The organism is Corynebacterium sp. MSK019, from assembly GCF_030232425.1.
Classification (GTDB): domain Bacteria; phylum Actinomycetota; class Actinomycetes; order Mycobacteriales; family Mycobacteriaceae; genus Corynebacterium; species Corynebacterium jeikeium_D.
Window position 1 is genome coordinate 73,621 of record NZ_JASPJT010000004.1, and the last position, 19,235, is coordinate 92,855.

The 19,235-nt window shown below is 59.4% G+C and carries 16 protein-coding genes and 1 pseudogene; 11 read left to right on the top strand and 6 right to left on the bottom strand.

The genetic code is table 11. The annotated features are described in order from the left end of the window. The first annotated feature begins 142 nt into the window (after positions 1-142). The 7 genes from gap (at position 143) to QP982_RS04030 (ending at position 7,505) form a co-directional block, all read left to right on the top strand. Positions 143-1,147, top strand: a complete 1,005-nt coding sequence (gene gap / locus QP982_RS04000) for a type I glyceraldehyde-3-phosphate dehydrogenase (protein ID WP_048731894.1) — start codon at positions 143-145, stop codon at positions 1,145-1,147. A 109-nt stretch (positions 1,148-1,256) separates the two neighbouring features. Continuing rightward, the gene (locus QP982_RS04005; protein WP_070547090.1) at positions 1,257-2,468 is read left to right on the top strand and encodes a phosphoglycerate kinase; all 1,212 of its coding nucleotides are present in this window, start codon (positions 1,257-1,259) and stop codon (positions 2,466-2,468) included. Between the two features lie 69 nt (positions 2,469-2,537). Beyond that, complete coding sequence (gene tpiA, locus QP982_RS04010; RefSeq protein ID WP_049190741.1) at positions 2,538-3,326, top strand: triose-phosphate isomerase; 789 nt, start codon at positions 2,538-2,540, stop codon at positions 3,324-3,326. 202 nt (positions 3,327-3,528) lie between these two features. Further along, positions 3,529-6,357 carry a phosphoenolpyruvate carboxylase gene (ppc, locus tag QP982_RS04015; protein WP_070862627.1) on the top strand — a complete coding sequence of 943 codons (2,829 nt, stop codon included), beginning with the start codon at positions 3,529-3,531 and terminating at the stop codon, positions 6,355-6,357. Between the two features lie 101 nt (positions 6,358-6,458). Then, positions 6,459-6,695 (top strand): preprotein translocase subunit SecG, encoded by a 237-nt coding sequence (gene secG, locus QP982_RS04020; RefSeq protein WP_005510775.1) that lies wholly within the window; start codon positions 6,459-6,461, stop codon positions 6,693-6,695. Between the two features lie 148 nt (positions 6,696-6,843). After that, positions 6,844-7,194, top strand: coding sequence for a DMT family transporter (locus QP982_RS04025; RefSeq protein WP_035757987.1), 351 nt, complete (start codon positions 6,844-6,846; stop codon positions 7,192-7,194). Then, positions 7,191-7,505 (top strand): DMT family transporter, encoded by a 315-nt coding sequence (locus tag QP982_RS04030; protein ID WP_035757985.1) that lies wholly within the window; start codon positions 7,191-7,193, stop codon positions 7,503-7,505. Before QP982_RS04025 ends, QP982_RS04030 begins: the two co-directional genes overlap by 4 nt. 3 nt (positions 7,506-7,508) lie before the next feature. Here the strand turns inward: QP982_RS04030 and QP982_RS04035 are convergent. Continuing rightward, positions 7,509-8,625, bottom strand: a pseudogene (locus QP982_RS04035) (AMP-binding protein); the annotation flags it as partial. Between the two features lie 122 nt (positions 8,626-8,747). Here QP982_RS04035 and QP982_RS04040 point away from each other — a divergent pair. Next, complete coding sequence (locus QP982_RS04040; RefSeq protein WP_070439683.1) at positions 8,748-10,058, top strand: ISL3 family transposase; 1,311 nt, start codon at positions 8,748-8,750, stop codon at positions 10,056-10,058. Between the two features lie 91 nt (positions 10,059-10,149). Here QP982_RS04040 and pgl read toward each other — a convergent pair whose 3' ends face one another. Genes pgl through zwf form a run of 3 tightly spaced genes read right to left on the bottom strand, consistent with a single transcriptional unit; the run spans position 10,150 to position 13,585 of the window. Further along, complete coding sequence (pgl, locus tag QP982_RS04045) at positions 10,150-10,917, bottom strand: 6-phosphogluconolactonase (RefSeq protein ID WP_016422735.1); 768 nt, start codon at positions 10,915-10,917, stop codon at positions 10,150-10,152. Next, positions 10,914-11,930: a glucose-6-phosphate dehydrogenase assembly protein OpcA gene (locus QP982_RS04050; protein WP_016422736.1), complete on the bottom strand. Its 1,017-nt coding sequence runs from the start codon at positions 11,928-11,930 to the stop codon at positions 10,914-10,916. Before QP982_RS04050 ends, pgl begins: the two co-directional genes overlap by 4 nt. 50 nt (positions 11,931-11,980) lie before the next feature. Further along, positions 11,981-13,585, bottom strand: a complete 1,605-nt coding sequence (gene zwf, locus QP982_RS04055) for a glucose-6-phosphate dehydrogenase (protein ID WP_016422737.1) — start codon at positions 13,583-13,585, stop codon at positions 11,981-11,983. A gap of 134 nt (positions 13,586-13,719) precedes the next feature. Between zwf and QP982_RS04060 the strand changes: the two genes are divergently transcribed. From QP982_RS04060 to QP982_RS04070, 3 genes are read left to right on the top strand one after another with little or no spacing between them, the layout of a single operon-like run. Then, positions 13,720-14,082: a GntR family transcriptional regulator gene (locus QP982_RS04060; protein ID WP_016422738.1), complete on the top strand. Its 363-nt coding sequence runs from the start codon at positions 13,720-13,722 to the stop codon at positions 14,080-14,082. Next, on the top strand, positions 14,079-14,798 hold the full coding sequence (locus tag QP982_RS04065) for an AAA family ATPase (RefSeq protein ID WP_069358692.1): 720 nt from the start codon (positions 14,079-14,081) through the stop codon (positions 14,796-14,798). The genes QP982_RS04060 and QP982_RS04065 overlap by 4 nt, the downstream gene beginning before the upstream one ends. Further along, entirely contained in the window at positions 14,795-15,514 is a 720-nt protein-coding gene (locus QP982_RS04070) for a hypothetical protein (protein WP_284870233.1), read from the top strand. Before QP982_RS04065 ends, QP982_RS04070 begins: the two co-directional genes overlap by 4 nt. 268 nt (positions 15,515-15,782) lie before the next feature. Here QP982_RS04070 and tal read toward each other — a convergent pair whose 3' ends face one another. After that, a complete protein-coding gene (gene tal / locus QP982_RS04075; protein ID WP_284870234.1) occupies positions 15,783-16,898 on the bottom strand; it encodes a transaldolase in 1,116 nt (371 codons plus the stop codon). Positions 16,899-17,068: 170 nt separating this feature from the next. After that, on the bottom strand, positions 17,069-19,168 hold the full coding sequence (tkt, locus tag QP982_RS04080) for a transketolase (RefSeq protein ID WP_070854076.1): 2,100 nt from the start codon (positions 19,166-19,168) through the stop codon (positions 17,069-17,071). Between the last annotated feature and the right edge of the window lie 67 nt (positions 19,169-19,235).

Sequence of the window (19,235 nt, forward strand, 5' to 3'; positions counted from 1 at the left end):
TCTCCGTTTATTTGGGATTTTCGCACCAAACCACCGCTGCGCGAATGAAAAACCCAACGTACACTTCTGTAGTGAACCTGTTGGAGCGCAATCAGCGCCCTGACAAGTGGCATCGATTCGCCAATCCATTAAGGAGATTATTGTGACGGTTCGTGTAGGTATTAACGGTTTTGGTCGCATCGGCCGCAACTTCTTCCGCTCCCTGCTCGCTGCGGGCGCTGACCTGGAAGTCGTTGCTGTAAACGACCTCACTGATAACAAGACCCTGGCTCACCTGCTCAAGTACGACTCCATCATGGGCAAGCTTGACGCAGAGGTCACCTACGACGATGAGTCCCTCACCGTCAACGGCAAGCGCATCGCGGCATACGCTGAGCGCGACCCGAAGGACCTGCCGTGGGGCAAGCACGAGGTCGACATCGTCATTGAGTCCACCGGTTTCTTCACCGATGCCAACGCTGCCAAGGCTCACATCGAGGCTGGCGCCAAGAAGGTCATCATCTCCGCTCCGGCTAAGAACGAAGACGCAACCTTCGTTGTCGGTGTTAACCACACTGACTACGACCCGGAGAAGCACAACATCATTTCGAACGCTTCTTGCACCACCAACTGCCTGGCTCCGATGGCTAAGGTCCTGGACGACAAGTTCGGCATCGAGCGCGGTCTCATGACCACCATCCACGCATACACCGGTGACCAGCGTCTGCACGACGCTCCGCACAAGGACCTGCGTCGCGCCCGCGCTGCTGCACTGAACATTGTTCCGACCTCCACCGGTGCTGCAAAGGCAGTCGCTCTGGTTCTGCCGCAGCTCAAGGGTCTGCTGGACGGCTACGCACTGCGTGTTCCGACCCCGACCGGCTCTGTCACCGACCTGACCTTCACTGCGAAGAGCGAGGTCACCGTCGAGTCCGTCAATGCTGCCATCAAGGAAGCTGCTGAGGGCGAGCTCAAGGGTGTTCTGGGCTACAACGAGGACCCAATCGTTTCCAAGGACATCGAGGGCGACCCGCGTTCCTCGATCTTCGACGCACCGCTGACCAAGGTCATCGGCGATCAGGTCAAGGTTGTCTCCTGGTACGACAACGAGTGGGGATACTCCAACCGCCTCGTCGACCTGGCTGTCTACGTCGGTGAGCGCCTCTAATAACACACCTGGTTAATCCCAGACCCCGAACGGGCCGGGGTGGTTGTGCCTGAGTAGGGCACGCCACCCACGGCCCGTTTTTACACACTTTCACAAGGATTTCATTGAGATGACTGTTAAGACTGTCAAAGACCTGATCAACGAAGGTATTGAAGGCCGTTACGTCCTCGTCCGCTCCGACTTTAACGTTCCGTTGAAGGACGGCGTTATCACCGATCCGGGTCGAATCGATGCTTCGCTGCCCACTCTGTCCGCGCTTGTCGAAGCCGGTGCCAAGGTCGTTGTTATGGCTCACCTGGGTCGCCCGAAGGGCGAGGTTAAGTCCGAGTTCTCCCTGGCCCCGGTCGCTGAGGCTCTGTCTGAGCGCCTGGAGCAGTACGTCGCGCTCGCCGGTGATGTCTCCGGTGAGGACGCGCACGAGCGCGCAAATGGTCTGACCGAGGGCGATGTACTCCTGTTGGAGAACGTCCGCTTCGATCCGCGCGAGACCTCCAAGGACGAGGCAGAACGCGCCGAATTCGCAGCCGAGCTGGCCGCACTTGTTCCGGACGGAGCATTTGTTTCCGACGGTTTCGGTGTTGTTCACCGCGCCCAGGCTTCCGTCTTCGACGTCGCTAAGAAGCTGCCGCACTACGCCGGCAACCTGGTTCAGGCTGAGCTTGAAGTTCTGCGCAAGGTCGCAGAGACCCCGGAGAAGCCGTACACCGTCGTGCTCGGCGGTTCCAAGGTTTCCGACAAGCTGGGCGTTATTGAGGCTCTCGCGCCGAAGGTTGACTCCCTGGTCATCGGCGGCGGCATGTGCTTCACCTTCCTGGCTGCCAAGGGCTACGACGTTGGTGCGTCCCTGCTGCAGGAAGAGATGATTGACACCTGTAAGGATCTGCTGGACCTCTACGGCGAAAAGATTGTTCTGCCAACCGACGTAGTCGTGGCCGACAAGTTCGCTGCTGACGCTGAAAACAAGGTCGTCGATGCCACCGAGATTCCGGAAGGCTGGATGGGCCTGGACATCGGATCGGCTTCCGCTGAGGCATTCGGCAAGGTGCTGGCTGAGTCCAAGACTGTGTTCTGGAACGGTCCGATGGGCGTGTTCGAGATGGAGGCTTTCGCAGCTGGTACCCGCGAGGTTGCACAGGCCATCATCGATGCCACCACTAACAACGGTTGCTTCTCCGTCGTCGGTGGCGGCGACTCCGCAGCAGCAGTACGTACTCTGGGGTTGAACGAGGACGGCTTCAGCCACATCTCCACTGGTGGTGGCGCTTCGCTGGAGTTCCTCGAGGGTAAGACTCTGCCGGGCGTCTCCGTCCTGGAAGACTAAGATTTTTCCACCACCGGATTTTCATCGCTTAAAAATCCGCTAATTGATAGGGAAGTGAATTCCACCACTATGGCACGTACACCATTTATTGCTGGTAACTGGAAGATGAACCTGAACCATCTCGAAGCTATCGGTGTGGTGCAGAAACTCGCGTTCGCTCTGCCAAAGGAGTACTACGACAAGGTTGACGTCGCTGTCATCCCGCCGTTTACCGACCTGCGTTCGGTCCAGACTCTGGTTGAGGGCGATAAGCTCGGCGTCACTTACGGCGCGCAGGATGTCTCAGTCCACGAGTCCGGCGCTTACACCGGCGAGATTTCCGCATCGATGCTGGCAAAGCTCGGCTGCACCTGGGTCGTCGTCGGTCACTCCGAGCGTCGCGATATGCACGCAGAGGACGATGAGCTGGTCGCAAAGAAGGCCAAGGCAGCACTGCGCGAGGGCATGAACCCAATCGTCTGTGTCGGCGAGCCGCTGGAGGTCCGAGAGGCCGAAGAGCACGTCGAGTACGTTGTCTCTCAGGTCAAGGGCTCCCTGGCTAACCTGACCAACGCTGAGCTGGCCAAGACCGTCATCGCTTACGAGCCTGTCTGGGCTATCGGCACCGGTAAGGTCGCATCGGCTGCAGACGCGCAGGAAGTCTGTGCAGCTATCCGCGAGACCGTCGCAGAAATTGCGGACGAGAACATCGCAAAGGAGATGCGCATCCTCTACGGTGGTTCCGTCAAGGCCGAGAACGTCGCTGAGATCGTCGGCAAGCCCGACGTCGACGGCGGCCTCGTCGGTGGCGCTTCGCTCGACGGTGAAGCATTCGCGAAGCTCTGCGCACTTGCTGCAGATGCCGCTCAGAACGCCTAAGTGCATATAAATTCAGAACAACTGATAAGATAGGCGCCATGCGCGACCCCGGATTGGTTTTATTGATTCTCATAAAACCGATTCGGGGTTATTGCCTTTAGGCGGACTCAATCCAGGCACACCGACTGGCAATGTTTTAGCGCGATACATTTCCCGAGGCTTTCCACTTGGAATGCCCGGCAATTTTCAAAGGACGTGCTCAATGAACGAACAAGTACATGGTGACACTGACCGACACACTGCAAGCAATGAGCAATCCTCATCGACCGCTACCGCGAAGCAGCAGGACTTGCTCTGGGAGGATATTCGCCACCTGGGTCGAATTCTTGGGCAGGTAATCCGCGAGCAAGAGGGTGACGAGGTCTTTAACCTGGTCGAAAATGCTCGCCGTGCAGCCTTCGAACTCCATCGTGGCGATGGCGACATCGAGAAGCTCACCGGCCTCTTCCGCGATATTGACCCAGCCGAGGCAAGCCCTGTCATCCGTGCTTTCACGCACTTCGCACTTTTGGCCAACCTCGCTGAGGATTTGCACGAGGAGCTGGGCATCGAGGCATCTCTCGATGCTGGCGATCCACCGCAGGACTCCACGCTGGAGGCAACATGGCAGAAGCTTCGCGACGCCAAGGTTTCCGGCGGCGCGATTGCGGACATGATGGACCACATTGAGGTCGTCCCGGTTCTGACCGCACACCCAACGGAAACTCGTCGTCGCACAGTGTTCGATGTGCAGAAGCACATCACGGCCGCAATGCGGCGCCGCCACGAGATTCAGGCGGCCCCGATGAATGCGCGCACCGCGGACCGACTCGCTGAGATTGATGCCGATATCCGCCGCCGTATCCTGACGCTGTGGCAAACGGCTCTCATTCGCATGAACCGCCCGGACATTCGCGATGAGGTCGAGGTTGGTCTTCGCTACTACCAGCTTTCTCTGCTGGAAGCTGTGCCACAGATTAACCGAGACGTCGTCAAGCACTTGCGTCAGCTCGGCGGCAACAAGCTGCCGGCTAACCCAACGATTCGCATGGGATCGTGGATCGGCGGCGACCACGACGGTAACCCGTACGTGACAGAGGAGACGCTGCGCTACGCCTCCGATAGGGCAGCGGGTACCATCCTGCGTCACTACTTCTCGCAGTTGCATCTGCTGGAGCGCGAGCTCAGTCTCAGTGATCGCCTGACCAAGGTCACCGTGGATCTAGTCGCCTTGGCCAGCCGAGGCCACAATGACGTACCAAACCGCGAAGATGAACCGTACCGTCGTGCGGTTCACGGTATCCGCGGTCGCGTGGCGGCAACAGCGGTGAACTTCTTCGACGAGTCCATCATTGAGGGCGACTGGTCGGAATTCACTCCGTATGACAGCGCCGAGGAGCTACTTGAAGAGCTCTCGATTATCGACGACTCCCTGCGGTCCAGCCACGATGACCTCATCGCCGATCACCGCCTGCGCGACCTGATGGATTCAGTGGAGGTATTTGGTTTCCACCTGTACTCGATTGATCTCCGCCAGAATTCGGACTCTCAAGAGGAAATTCTCACCGAGCTGTTCTCCGCTGCCGGTGTGGTGGACAACTACGCGGGATTGAAGGAAGCCGACAAGGTCGAGCTGCTGACCAAGGAACTGCAGTCCTCCCGTCCGCTGGTTTCGACTTCCGCAGATCTTTCCGAAGCTACGGCTCGCGAGCTAGGCATTATGCGTGCGGCATCTCGTGCGGTGCGCAAGTACGGTCACGACGCGGTACCGCACTGCATCATTTCGATGTGTACATCGGTCTCCGACCTGCTGGAGCCGATGATTCTGCTCAAGGAAGTCGGTCTGATTCGCCCGAATGGCTCCCAGCCGACCGGTTCTGTTGACGTCATTCCGCTGTTCGAAACCATCGAAGACCTGCAGGCTGGTGCCGACGTGCTGCGTGCTGCGTGGGACATTCCGGTCTACCGCGCATACGTGTCCGCACGCGGAGATCTGCAGGAAGTCATGCTCGGCTACTCCGACTCCAACAAGGACGGCGGGTACTTCGCTGCAAACTGGGCGCTTTACGACGCGGAGGTCGCAATCGTGGCAGCCGCGAAGGACAACGACATTCGCCTGCGTCTCTTCCATGGCCGCGGAGGTACTGTCGGCCGTGGTGGCGGTCCGTCCTACGAGGCAATCCTGGCGCAGCCGTCGGGTGCAGTCCAGGGGTCCGTGCGTATCACTGAGCAGGGCGAGATTATCTCTGCAAAGTACGGTCACCCTGCAGCGGCACGCAGGAACCTCGCCGCGCTGGTTTCGGCAACGATTGAGTCGACTCTGCTCGACGTCGATGACCTGAAGAACCCAGCTCGCGCCCACGAGATTATGTCGGAGATTTCCGACCTGTCTCGCGAGGCCTACTCGAAGCTCATGCACGAGGACCCGGGCTTTATTGACTTCTTCACGTCGTCGACCCCGGTCGATGAGATCGGCAGCCTGAACATCGGTTCGCGTCCGACCTCACGCAAGCAGACCCAGACCATTTCTGACCTGCGCGCAATTCCGTGGGTACTGTCCTGGTCGCAGCAGCGTTCTATGGTGCCGGGCTGGTTTGGTGTCGGCTCTGCACTGCAGGAGTGGATCGGCGAGGACGAAGACGGTTCCCGCCTGGCTGAGCTCCGTCAGCTCAACGAGATTTGGCCGTTCTTCAATTCGGTGCTGTCGAACATGGCGCAGGTCATGTCCAAGGCTGATCTGAACCTGGCGCGCGCCTACGCTAGCCTTTGCCAAGATAAGGCCGACGGTGAGCGCATCTACGGCATCATCAAGGCTGAGTTCGACCTGACTTTGGAGATGTTCCTGAAGGTAACCGGGTACAAGCACCTGCTGGAGGACAACCCGCTGCTCAGGCGTTCGGTGGACATGCGCTTCCCGTACCTTATGCCGCTGAACATCATCCAGCTGGAGATGCTGCGTCGCTACCGCGCCGGCGATAATCGCGACAAGGTGCGTCGGGGCATTCAGCTGACCATGAATGGTCTGGCAACTGCACTGCGCAACTCCGGCTAGGAATCCGCCTAGGGATACGGCTAGGGATACCTAGCCAGCCGAGCAATTGCGCTAGTATAGTTGGAGTTCTTAAAGAAGCGACGTTTCAAAAGGAAGTGCGCGTGTACCTCGCCATTCAGATTGTCCTGGTCATCACATCCATCCTGATGACGCTGTTCATCCTGCTCCACAAGGGTAAGGGTGGCGGACTGTCCAGCCTCTTTGGTGGCGGCATGCAGTCGAATCTGTCCGGTTCGACTGTGGTGGAGAAGAACCTTGACCGCGTCACTATTGTGACCGTGATTATCTGGTTGCTCTGCATTGTCCTGTTGCTGCTGTTCAATACTTTCGGCTGGTAGGTTCCGCACGCAGCACGCCCCACCGCAGGCCTTTAAGGGCTCTTCGGAATTTTGGGTGTAGATGGGTTTGGTGATCGGGGTGTGTTGAAGTGGTCGGACGCGATTGATAGAGTAAGCCCGGACTCATTACGGAAGTTGGAAATCCCACATGCTCAAAAGCTGGCTGTTACTGATCGGGGCGGTTGTTGCCGAGGCGCTTGGCACCATGTGCCTGCGTGCAGCCGTTGATCAACCGCTCTATGCCATCGGGGTGGTCATCGGATACATCATTGCTTTCACCCTCTTGGGACTCGCCCTGGGAAGAGGTATTCCAATCGGCATTGCCTATGGAATTTGGGCAGCAGCCGGAGTTGCCCTGGTCGCGGTTCTGGGTGCCGTGTTATTCCATGAAACGCTCAGCTTAACGGCGATCATCGGCATTGTCACCATCATGGCCGGCGTCTTCATTGTCCAAACCGGCCAGCGCGATCCAGGCAAAGCTGAGGTGTTGGAATCATGAGCTGGCTGTTTCTGTCCTTTTCGATCGTTTCTGAAATTATCGCTACCCTGAGTCTGCGTGCTTCGGATGGCTTTCGGAAGAAAATCTGGATCCTGCCACTCGTGGTGTTCTACGGGCTCGCTTTCTTTTTCTTAGCGGTTACTATCTCCTACGGCATGCCGGTGGCCATTGCCTACGGCATCTGGTCAGCTATCGGTGTCGCGCTCATCGCAGTGCTGGCGCGGATCATCTGGAAAGAGCCGTTAACCCCGCGCATGATCTTGGGACTGGTGCTGATCATGGCGGGGGTGGTGCTCGTCGAACTGGGGTAAGCGCTATTGGGCCCGAGCGGCGCGAACCTGCTGCTGGATAGTCTCCATGACCGAAGCATCGGCCAAGGTTGTGGTATCACCAATCTCGCGGTCTTCGGCGAGATCTTTGAGCAGACGGCGCATAATCTTACCCGAGCGGGTCTTGGGGAGGTCAGTGACCACGGTGATTGATCGCGGTGTCGCAATCGGTCCGATCGCGGCACGAACATGATCACGCAGGACCCCGACGGCGTCGTCGAGTTGCTGAGCGCTTTCGCGCAGAATCACAAACGCCTCGATCGCCTGCCCGGTGGTTTCATCTTGGGCCCCGACCACAGCGGCCTCAGCAACCATCGCATGGGCGACCAACGCCGATTCAATTTCTGCCGTCGACATCCGGTGCCCGGAAACATTGAGCACATCATCGACCCGGCCCAGGACCCAAATATCGCCGTCCTTATCGAATTTCGCGCCGTCACCGGCAAAATATACGCCAGGGTACTGTGACCAGTAGGTTTTCTGATACCGTTCCTCATCGCCCCACAGGGTGCGCAGCATGCCGGGCCACGGTTCGGTGATCACCAGATAGCCACCGTTGCCGGGTTCTACCGGAACGCCGGCTTCGTCATAGATATCGGCCGTAATGCCGGGCAGGGCGCGCATCGCGGCCCCGGGTTTCGTGGCGGTCACCCCGGGTAGCGGGCTGATCAGAATATGGCCGTTTTCGGTCTGCCACCAGGTGTCCACGATCGGTGCGTTATTGCCCCCGATGTGCTCGCGGTACCACATCCACGCTTCGGGGTTGATCGGTTCACCCACGCTGCCCAACAACCGCAGCGACGACAGGTCATATTCGGCCGGGATATCGCGACCCCAGCGCATGAACGTACGGATACTGGTGGGCGCACAGTACAGAATCGTCACGCCGTATTTCTGCACGATCTCCCCACCAGCGCCCCCGATGCGGAGTATCCGGGGTGCCCTCATACAGCACCGAGGTGGTCGCATTGGCCAGCGGCCCGTAGACGATATAGGAGTGCCCGGTGACCCAGCCGATATCGGCGGCCGTCCAGTAGATATCGGTTTCGGGTTTGATATCAAAAACCGCCCAGTGGGTGTAGGAAACCCCCACGAGATATCCGGCTCTTCGGAATTTTGGGTGTAGATGGGTTTGGTGATCGGGGTGTGTTGAAGGCGTAAAAAGAGTCGAGGTCTTCCGAAGATGGAAGTGACGAAACCACACATCTGAAGAAAGACCTCGACATGCACCAGCTTACCTTCTCGCGCCCAGATCTTGATGCCTTTTGCCTGCTGAGCAATTCCGGCGTCACCGTGACCGGTCAACACGTCACCGCCGAGCAAGCCGTGCTGGAATGTCGAGTCGTGGAGGCCGATCAGTTCTGTCGGCATTGCGGTGCTGAAGCCACAGTGCGAGGCAGTGTGGTGCGCAAAGTCACGCATGTGCCGGTGGGTTGGCGGCCCACCCACTTGCATGTGCGGTTACGCCGCTACCGGTGCGATACCTGTGCCCGTGTCTGGCAACAAGACACCACATCCGTGGTGGCTCCGGAGGCCAAACTCTCGCATGCTGCCGCGTTGTGGGCGTTGAAATCGGTAGTCATCGACCGGTTATCCATTGCCCGGGTGGCGGCCAATCTGGGCGTGTCCTGGCATACCGCCAACGACGCGGTGCTGACCACGGGTCGGCGGTTGCTCATTGACGATCCCAACCGGCTCAATGGGGTCAGAGTGTTGGGGGTCGATGAGCACGTGTGGCGCCACACCCGCTGGGGTAACCGGTATGTCACCGTGGTCATCGATTTGACCCCCGTGGCAGACCGCACAGGCCCGGCACGGTTATTGGATATGGTCCCGGGCCGGTCCAAACAAACCTTCATCACCTGGTTAGAAGCGCAAACCAGCGCGTTTCGGGCCGGCATTGAGATCGTGGCCATGGATGGGTTCACCGGGTATAAAACCGCAGCAGCTGAAACCCTGCCTGAGGCCACCACGGTCATGGATCCCTTCCATGTGGTGGCCCTGGCCGGTCAGGCCGTGGATAAGGTTCGACAACGCATCCAACAAGCCACCCTGAGCCGGCGTGGTCGCAACGGGGACCCATTGTATGGGATCCGCAAAGTGCTAAAAACCGGCAAAGAGTATCTGACCGAACAACAACAAGCCCGCCGGGATGCCGTGTTTGCCAACCCGGACCATGCCCCGGTCAAGACCACCTATGACATCTACCAAAAGATTGTCGCCGCCTACCGCAACCCCAACAAGAAGCAAGCCAAAAAACGGTTCCGCAAACTCATTGCTTCCATCAGCCACGGGGTCCCCAACACGCTCAAAGAGCTGCAGACGTTGGGCCGGACGATGAAACGCCGGGCTGATGACATCTTGGCCTACTTCGATCATATCGGCACCAGCAACGGTCCCACCGAAGCCATCAACGGCAGAATCGAACACCTGCGCGGTACCGCCCTAGGCTTCCGCAACCTCACCCACTACATCACCAGAGCACTGCTGGACACCGGCGGATTCCGAACCAAAATACACTCATTTTTACGATGAGCCCCTTTAAGCAATAAAAATTCCCGTCGATAGCATTTCGCTTATCGACGGGAATTTGCTGGTTCTGGGCTGTTAGCGGTGAAGCGGAAGCCTAGAGCTGCGCAGCCGCAGCATCGTCAACAAAGACAACGGTTTCCTGAACACCGCGAACCCCGGCCGCCGGCCACTGCGCTGGGTCGTCCTGCTGAGCGATAGCTGCAATTGCCTCAGCCTTTTCGCCGCCCGCTACAAGTAGCCACACACGCTGAGAGCTGGCGATGGCCGGCATCGTCAGCGTGATGCGGGTCGGCGGTGGCTTCGGGCAGTTATGCACGTCCACGACCAAGCGTTCCTGCTCAGCCAGCGCTGCGGTATGTGGGAAAATCGAGTTGATGTGTCCCTCTCCGCCCATACCGAGAAGGTGAAGGTCAAAGCCATTTGGAGCCTTCTCCCGAACGATCGCTTCGTAGCTTTCGGCGGCCTCCGTGGTGGTCACGCCGCTGTCGGCAGCGGCAAACTCGAAGATGTTTTCCTCCGGCACGCCGACAGGGGACAAGAGACGCTTACGAGCAGCCAACGCATTGCGATCTGCCGAGTCGGCAGCGACAAAACGTTCATCTCCGAAGAACACCAGGACTCGGTTCCAGTCGATGTCTCCGGAATCGTCGGCAAGCGCACTGAGCAAAGCGGTACCCGCGCCGCCACCGGTGAGAACGACGCGTACGAAACCGTCATCGGTGACCGGAGAGGCGTTGCCATGTAGGACGGCGACAACCGCATCGATGAAGCGCTGACGTGCAGCCTCGACGATACCCGCCTGGTCAGCGGCGCGGTGGAACTGAGGGGCAGGGACGGTATTCGACGCGTTATCGGTGGTCACTTGTCAGAGACTCCTGGTTCGTTAGCGAAGCTAGTTGTTGTGGACGTCGGAGGTTGCATTCCCACCGTGTGAATCTGGCTGAGGCCACGCAGGGCACGTCCGTAGGCAGTATCGTGGTCGAGGTGACGCAGCTCCTCTGCCAAACATTCGGAGCGTGTTGGACGCGATACTGCAACCTTGAACGGGGGCTTTTCTCCGTTGGTGACCGATGCAGTGGTGGCGCTTTCAATATCGATGCGCAAAGTCTGGCCATTTTCACGCTCAAAGGCGACGGAGGTCACCGGTGGCTTGGCGCGGCCCTTTTCGTCCACCGGAATCTTCTTCTCACCGGTGGAGTAACGGTTGACCGGCAGCCCCAGGCGATCTGCCAACCATCCGGCGGCGACCTCGACCGATGGCGAGTCCTGTGGGCCGTAGATGGACACGGAGGTCACCGGCGAGTGCGGCGGCAAGTCGAAAGCGGATGCCAACACACCGCGCCAGTTCGTCAGCCGCGACCAGCTCAGGTCGGAATCGCCGGGCGTGTAGCCCGTACGGCGCGTGTAGATAGCGTTGCTATTCGGGTCACAGAGTGAATCGGTGATACGGCGCTGGGCAATTCGGCCGATTGGTGTCGCCGCTGGGACTTGCGGCGCCTCAGAAGGCCACCACGCCACGACCGGCGTATCCGGCAGCAGCAGGGGAGTCACCACAGAGCTGTGGTGCTGACCAATCTCTCCGGACATGTGCATAACGACGATCTCAGCGGCACCGGCATCACCACCGACGCGGAGCTCCGCGTCAAGGCGATTGTCCAGGCGTGGATCATCGGAGACCAATACCAGCACACGGGATGGGTGCTCGCGGGAAACGGAGTTGACCGTGGAAATAATGTTTTCCAGGTCGTCTTCGCTTTTGGCCAAAACAATCAGGGTGAGGACACGGCCCGTGGTAACGATGCCGCCCTGCTCTCGAAGCTGCACCAACTGACGAGCAATGCTCGCGGTGTCAGTGTCTGGCAAATTGACAATCATGAAAGTGTTCTTTCTGTCAGAAAATTCTTAAGAACTGAGAGGTCGGCAACCTATGGCCGTCGCCAAGCGCGACCGTCGCGCTCGAGCATGTGGTCAGCGGAGGAAGGCCCCCACGAACCTGCGGGGTAGCCCTCGGGACGACCGCGCTTGGCCCAGTACTCGATGATGGGGTCAAGAATCTTCCAGGACAGCTCGACTTCCTCGTTGGTGGGGAAGAGGCTGGCCTCGTCGAGAAGCGCATCCAGAATCAGGCGCTCGTAGGCCTCTGGCGACTGCTCGGTAAACACCTCGGAGTAGGAGAAGTCCATGTTGACATCGCGCACCTCCATGGCCGAGCCCGGGACCTTCGAGCCGAAGCGCATGAGCACGCCTTCGTCTGGCTGAACACGGATGACCATTGCGTTCTGGCCGAGAGCGGCAGTCATTGTCTCTGCGAAGGGCAGGTGAGGTGCGGACTTAAAGACCAGCGCAATTTCAGTGACGCGGCGGCCGAGGCGCTTGCCGGTGCGCAGGTAGAAGGGGACACCGGCCCAGCGACGGGAGTTGATCTGCAGCGTACAGGCGGCGTAGGTCTCGGTCGTGGATTCGGGGTCGAAGCCTTCCTCATCGCGCAATCCCGGCACGAAGTTGCTGCCCTGCCAATCCGCCGTGTACTGGCCACGAGCGGTGTATTTCGAAAACGGACGCACTGGCTCGACGGCACGCAGAACCTTAATCTTTTCCGCCTGCAGCTCTTCCGGGGTAAAGGCGATGGGCTCTTCCATTGCCACCAGCGCCAGGAGCTGGAGTAGGTGGTTCTGAATCACGTCACGAGCTGCACCAATACCGTCGTAGTAGCCAGCGCGACCGCCCAAACCAATGTCCTCGGCCATGGTGATCTGGACGTGGTCAATGTAGTGAGAATTCCACATCGGATCGAACAACTGGTTGGCAAAACGCATGGCCAGAATGTTCTGGACGGTTTCCTTGCCCAGGTAGTGGTCGATGCGGAACACAGCGTCTTCTGGGAAGACCGAGTTCACAATCCGGTTGAGTTCCTGAGCGGAGGCTAGGTCGTGTCCGAATGGCTTCTCAATAATCACGCGACGCCAATAATCCTCGCCCGACTGCGCCAGCCCCGAACGATCGAGCTGATGACAGACATCGGGGAAGTTAGCTGGCGGAATGGACAGGTAGTAGGCCCAGTTGCCAGCGGTGCCGCGGGAGCGATCGAGCTCCTCAAGTTGTGCGGCCAGGCGATCGAAGGCCTCGTCATCGGTGAAGGTACCGGTGACAAAGTGAATGCCCTCAGCCAGGCGCTGCCAGACACTCTCACGGAAGTCTGTGCGGGCGCCCTGTTCCACTGCGGTGCGCACATAATCCTCAAAGTCCTGTTTCGACCATTCGCGACGACCGTAGCCAACTAACGCGAAGGAGGCAGGCAGCAGACCGCGGTTGGCCAGATCGTAAATGGCAGGCAGAAGCTTCTTTCGGGCCAGATCGCCCGTCACTCCGAAAATCACCATGCCGCCCGGGCCCGCAATACGCGGCAAGCGTTTATCCTGTGGGTCGCGCAGCGGGTTGATGTATCCGTCGTGGTTGGTGCTGTCGTCTCCGTTGTGCGGAGAGCTGGCAGTAGGGGAGTTCGAATCGTTGCGTTGCAGAGAATCACTCACGGTTTACATAATGTCATATCGAGAAAAGTCCGGTGGAATCGTTTCCGATTCCTCCGATGGGGCCTTGACGGGTCCCTTTCTTCTGCCTTAGGTTTATGACCTAGGTGGTATACCCATAAACCACGGAGGTGTATATGCAGGCGAAGGAGGCGGACCCTCGGCCCATCTACGTCCAGATCGCCGAGGATCTGAAATCAATGATTTTGTCCGGGGAGCTCTCGGCTGAGGATCGTGCCCCTTCAACCAAGGAGCTCTCGGAGTTTTATCAGGTCAACCCAACCACGGCCGCCAAGGCCATGACGGAACTGTCGATGGTGGGGCTTGTGGAGAAGAAAAGAGGACTCGGAATGTTTGTCACTCCAGATGCCCGTGAGCGCATTCGCGCTGAGCGTCGTGAAGCGTTCCAGCGCACCTACATCGAGCCGTTAAAAGCGGAGGCCGGCATTCTCGGCCTCACGCTCCACGACATCATCGCCATGCTGGAGGAGGAGAAATGAGCATCTACGGCGTGATTGGCCCCAACGGCGCCGGCAAGACTTACTACCTGCGTACCCTCGCGCAGATGCCTACGGCGGCCCTGGCGAAGGCTGCACCCGACACCCAGGTCTTCGGTGCCACCCCGCGCGAATATTTCCAGATCCTGCGCACCGGCTGGGATCAGCTCGATGTGCCCCACGCGGAGTCCCTCCTCGATTTCCCCGCTGACACCCCTATCAAAAAGCTCAGCCTGGGCCAGCGCCAGCTGCTCATCGCCGCTGCCACCCTGGCATCGGGCAAGGAAGCATTGCTTTTCGACGAGCCCTTCAACGGCCTCGATGTCGAGCACCGCGCCACATTGCGCGGCATGCTTATCGACTCGGCCGAATCGGCCAACATTGTGGTCACCTCGCAGCACTCCCAGGATCTAGCCGGCCTAGTCGACACCTTGATTGTCATCCACAAGCAGGATGCGTACGGGCCCTATGACGTCGATAAGCTGCGCGCTAGCCATCCGGTGCTGCGAGGCCCTACGGATCTCGTGGCGCAGGTGGCCGGCCCAGTGCTCGCTAAGAAAACCCTCGGCGAGCGCTGCGAGGCAATCCTGGCTACAGAGCTCAGTTCGTCTGCCGCTGCGCATGCCCGCGCCCTCGGCGTTGAGGTGAGCTACCTCGACCCCGCGGCCCTCATCGACCTCGCAAGCACCTCCTCCTACATCGAACGGAGCAAGAAATGAGCACCGGAGCTTTCATCGCGACCAACAAGAAAACCTTCCTCGGTGTTGCCGCCGTGGCCATCCTGTACTCGGCCTTCGGGCGCATGCTCGTAGGCAGCGGAACCGGCAACACCTTGCTTGGCATTATCGCGCTGGGCATCCTCTTCCTCATCACAGCCCGGCGTTCGGTCACCCTGCGTGACTACGGCGTGAGCACCGCCCGCTGGGTACGCTCCGCAATCATCGCAATCTTGGGCACATCGTTGGTGGCTGCCGCCTTCATCGTCACGGCGATGGTCATCGAACAGAACAAGTCCGGTTACTACCGCGGATTCGATAGCTTCATTGTCACCTCCGGACCGGCCCTGTTTCCGGACACTAACGGGGAGCTGTACATGATTGAGGATTCCGGGCAAAACTACACCACAGTTCTGCTCACCGCGCTGTGCGTCTTCTTGAGCTTCCTCATGGCTACCGTGGCGAGCACCGCAGTCGGCACCGTCGCCGGCGCGAAGGGCACTCGTGCAGGATCAATTACCATTGGCCTGGCCCTGGCCACGCTCTTCCTCTTCAGCTATCTGCTGGACGTGACCGACTCCGTACCGGGTGCCCCCTGGCCGGCTGTGCCGATCTTTGCCTCAATCATCGCCGTAATCTCTGCGTTCGTGATGGCCTGGGCTTTAAAGGAAGACAAACGCCCACTGCCCTCTGTGCGTCCCACCTTCGCCGCGTCCTAGCTCCATCAAAAAAGCTCCCCTGCGCGGGGAGCTTTTTCATGTCCAACGTTGAAAATGCGGGTTAAGTAACACAACAGGCGAACCGAAACTGACAACCCCAAAAGTTACGGGCTGCAAATGTGAAACTGTGCAAGTTTATGACACCTTCAGGCTATTTTTCGGGCCGTTTTTGACATGAACGCAGTCAGTAACTCGGATCGCCAGGCGACCTGCTGGCGCCAGCCAGAAACGCAGCCACTACCAACAGGCACATAGATAATCAGCAGGCTTACTTCAGCTGCTCCATGCGCTGTGCAATCGACTCAAGCAGGGATTGCCAGGAGTCCACGAACTTCTCCACGCCCTCGCGCTCCAGGACAGCGAAGACGTCATCGAGGTCGATGCCAATCTCGCTGAGCTGAGTCATAACGGCATTGGCTGTTTCCCCCTGGCCGCTGACGGCGTCGCGAACCTCGCCCTCGAAGCCCCCGGCAGCACGCAGCGTCTTCTCCGGCATGGTGTTCACAGTCTGCGGTGCAGCCAGCTCAGTGACGTAGAGGATGTCCGGGTAAGCCGGGTTCTTCACACCGGTCGAAGCCCACAGCAGGCGCTGCGGCTTAGCACCGGCGTTTTCCAGCTGTGCCCAGCGAATATTCTGCGCCGAGAAAGTTTCCTCGAACTTGGCGTAAGCTGCACGGGCATTGGCCAGACCAGCCTTGCCGCGCAGAGCCAGGGCCTCCTCGGAGCCGATCTTGTCCAGGCGAGCATCGATTTCGGTGTCAACGCGAGAAACAAACAGCGACGCAACAGAGTGAACCGAAGCCAGGTCCACGCCGTTGTCCTTCGCACGCTCAATGCCCTCGATGAACGCATCAATGACCTGCAGGTAACGCTCCACCGAGAAAATCAGGGTGACGTTTACCGAGATTCCCTCGGACAGAGCCTGGGTGACAGCCGGCAGGGAAGCATCGGTCGCCGGAATCTTAATCATCGCGTTCTGCTTGCCGACGCGCTCCCAGAGCTTACGGGCCTGCGCAATCGTGGCCTCGTAGTTGTCGGCGTAGCGAGGATCGACCTCGATGGAAACACGGCCATCGACACCGTCGGTTTCTTTGGATACACCAGCGAAAAGGTCACAGGCATCGCGGACGTCGTCGATTGCCATCGCGAACACAGCATCTGCCGGGTTCGCACCCTCCGCAGTGAGCTGCGCCAGCTGAGAGTCGTAATCCTCACCGGCGGTCATCGCCGAAGAGAAGATTGCCGGGTTAGTAGTGACACCGACAACCCGAAGCTCTTCAATAAGATTTTTCAAATCGCCCGAGGTGAGGCGCTGGCGCGAAAGATCGTCGAGCCACGCCGAGGTTCCTACTTTGGCGAGTGCTTCCATCGTGGTGTTTCCCATAGTGTTTAACGCCTTTCTGTCTATACCGCTTCGTTGTCTAAAGACTTCTCTAAATACTGTGTGTCTTTAAACTACTGTGCGCCACAAACAATACTGGCGCTACCGGAGCTCGGTTCGGTTTTCACAAATCCCGTCCCGACAACGGCCGAGAGCGCCAGGTTTTAACAAACTTACTTAGCAGCCTCGATGGACTCCTTGGCGGCATCGACAACAGCCTCTGCTGTGATGCCGAACTTCTCGAACAGCTCCTTGTACGGAGCCGATGCACCGAAGTGCTCCAGGGAGACAGCGCGACCAGCATCACCCAGGTGGCGGTACCACGGCATTGCAATACCGGCCTCAACCGAGACACGAGCGCGGACGGACTTCGGCAGAACCTGCTCGCGGTAGGCATCGTCCTGCTGCTCGAACCAGTCAAGACACGGAACGGAGACAACGCGGGCGCTGACGCCTTCCTCAGCCAGCTTGTCAGCAGCTTCGACAGCTAGGTGAACTTCCGAACCGGTAGCCATCAGGATGACGTCCGGGGTCTCCTTGGCGCCGTCGACAAGCACGTACGCACCACGACGGACGCCCTCAGCGGCCTTCTCCTTGGTGCCTTCCAGGACCGGAACGTTCTGGCGGGTCAGAGCCAGAGCCTTCGGGCCTGCCTCTCCTTGAAGAACAGCGGCCCAAGCCTGAGCGGTCTCGTTAGCGTCAGCCGGGCGGACAGTGGACACACCCGGGATAGCGCGCAGCGAAGCCAGCTGCTCAACAGGCTGGTGCGTCGGACCGTCTTCGCCCAGACCAATGGAGTCGTGGGTCCAGACATAAATAGGGGAGATGCCCATCAGCGATGCCAGGCGGACAGCCGGACGCATGTAGTCCGAGAAGATAAGGAAGGTGCCGCCGTACGGACGGGTACCACCGTGGAGCAGAATGCCGTTGAGGATCGAGCCCATGGCGTGCTCACGAATACCGAAGTGCAGGTTGCGGCCGTACGGGTCAGTGGTCCAGGTGCCGGTGGTGATGGACTTCGGACCGAAAGACGGCTCGCCCTTCAGGACGGTGTTGTTGGAGCCAGCCAGGTCAGCCGAGCCACCCCACAGCTCCGGCAGGGTCTTGCCCAGTGCCTGCAGCGCGGCCTCAGAAGCCTTGCGGGTAGCAACACCCTTCTCGTCCGGCTCCCAGGTCGGCAGCTCAGCGTCGAAGCCCTCCGGCAGCTCGCCAGCGGTCAGACGGTCCAGCAGAGACTTGCGCTCCGGGTTAGCCGCAGCCCACTCGTCGAACTTGACCTGCCACTGTGCGTGAGCCTCAGCGCCGCGCTCAACTAGCTTGCGAGTGTGCTCAATGACCTCGTCAGCGACGTCAAAGCTCTTGTCGGTATCGAAGCCGAGAGCTTCCTTGATGCCGACAATCTCCTCGCCACCAAGAGCAGCACCGTGCGACGCGCCGGTGTTCATCTTCGTCGGAGCCGGGTAAGCGATCACAGTGCGAACGCGAATGAAGGTCGGACGCTCCGTATCCTTCTTGGCCTCCTCGACAGCAGCCTCGAGTGCCGCGACGTCCTCGCCGCCGTCAACCTCAATGACCTGCCAGCCATAAGCACGGTAGCGGTCCGCGACATTCTCGGTGAAAGCAATGGTGGTGTCGTCCTCGATGGAGATGCCGTTGTCATCCCAGAAGACAATCAGGTTGCCCAGCTGCTGAGTGCCGGCCAGCGAGCCGGCCTCGGCAGTGACACCCTCCTGAACGTCACCATCAGAAGCGATGACGTACACGTAGTGATCGAACGGAGACTCACCCGGAGCAGCTTCCGGGTCGAACAGCCCACGTTCCCGTCGCGAAGCCATGGCAAAACCGACGGCCGACGCCAGCCCCTGACCCAGCGGGCCAGTGGTGATTTCCACGCCGTCAGTGTGGCCGTACTCCGGGTGACCCGGGGTGAGAGCGTCCCACGTACGCAGCGCCTTCAGGTCATCGAGCTCCAGGCCGAAACCGCCGAGGTAGAGCTGGACGTACTGCGTCAGGGAGGTGTGACCACAGGAGAGAATGAAACGGTCACGGCCGATCCACTTCGTATCCTTCGGGTCATGGCGCATAACGCGCTGGTAAAGAGAGTAAGCCAGCGGCGCGAGGCTCATCGCAGTGCCGGGGTGCCCCGAACCTGCCTTTTCAACGGCGTCTGCGGCCAGCACACGGGCCGTATCAACGGCCTTCGTATCCAAGTCAGACCAGTCCGAGGGGTAGTTGCGCACAACCCGTGCTTCATGCTCAGTCGACAGTGTCACGTGAATGACTCCTAGTATCCAAATGGATTAGTAAAATTCTCCTCCATACTAACTAGGATTGCGCGCT

Coding starts and splice junctions, on each gene's coding strand:
- QP982_RS04005 (WP_070547090.1), top strand. CDS start 1,257: ATGACTGTTAAGACTGTCAAAGACCTGATCAACGAAGGTATTGAAGGC.
- tpiA (WP_049190741.1), top strand. CDS start 2,538: ATGGCACGTACACCATTTATTGCTGGTAACTGGAAGATGAACCTGAAC.
- ppc (WP_070862627.1), top strand. CDS start 3,529: ATGAACGAACAAGTACATGGTGACACTGACCGACACACTGCAAGCAAT.
- QP982_RS04025 (WP_035757987.1), top strand. CDS start 6,844: ATGCTCAAAAGCTGGCTGTTACTGATCGGGGCGGTTGTTGCCGAGGCG.
- QP982_RS04030 (WP_035757985.1), top strand. CDS start 7,191: ATGAGCTGGCTGTTTCTGTCCTTTTCGATCGTTTCTGAAATTATCGCT.
- QP982_RS04040 (WP_070439683.1), top strand. CDS start 8,748: ATGCACCAGCTTACCTTCTCGCGCCCAGATCTTGATGCCTTTTGCCTG.
- QP982_RS04050 (WP_016422736.1), bottom strand. CDS start 11,930: ATGATTGTCAATTTGCCAGACACTGACACCGCGAGCATTGCTCGTCAG.
- QP982_RS04060 (WP_016422738.1), top strand. CDS start 13,720: ATGCAGGCGAAGGAGGCGGACCCTCGGCCCATCTACGTCCAGATCGCC.
- QP982_RS04065 (WP_069358692.1), top strand. CDS start 14,079: ATGAGCATCTACGGCGTGATTGGCCCCAACGGCGCCGGCAAGACTTAC.
- QP982_RS04070 (WP_284870233.1), top strand. CDS start 14,795: ATGAGCACCGGAGCTTTCATCGCGACCAACAAGAAAACCTTCCTCGGT.
- tal (WP_284870234.1), bottom strand. CDS start 16,898: ATGGGAAACACCACGATGGAAGCACTCGCCAAAGTAGGAACCTCGGCG.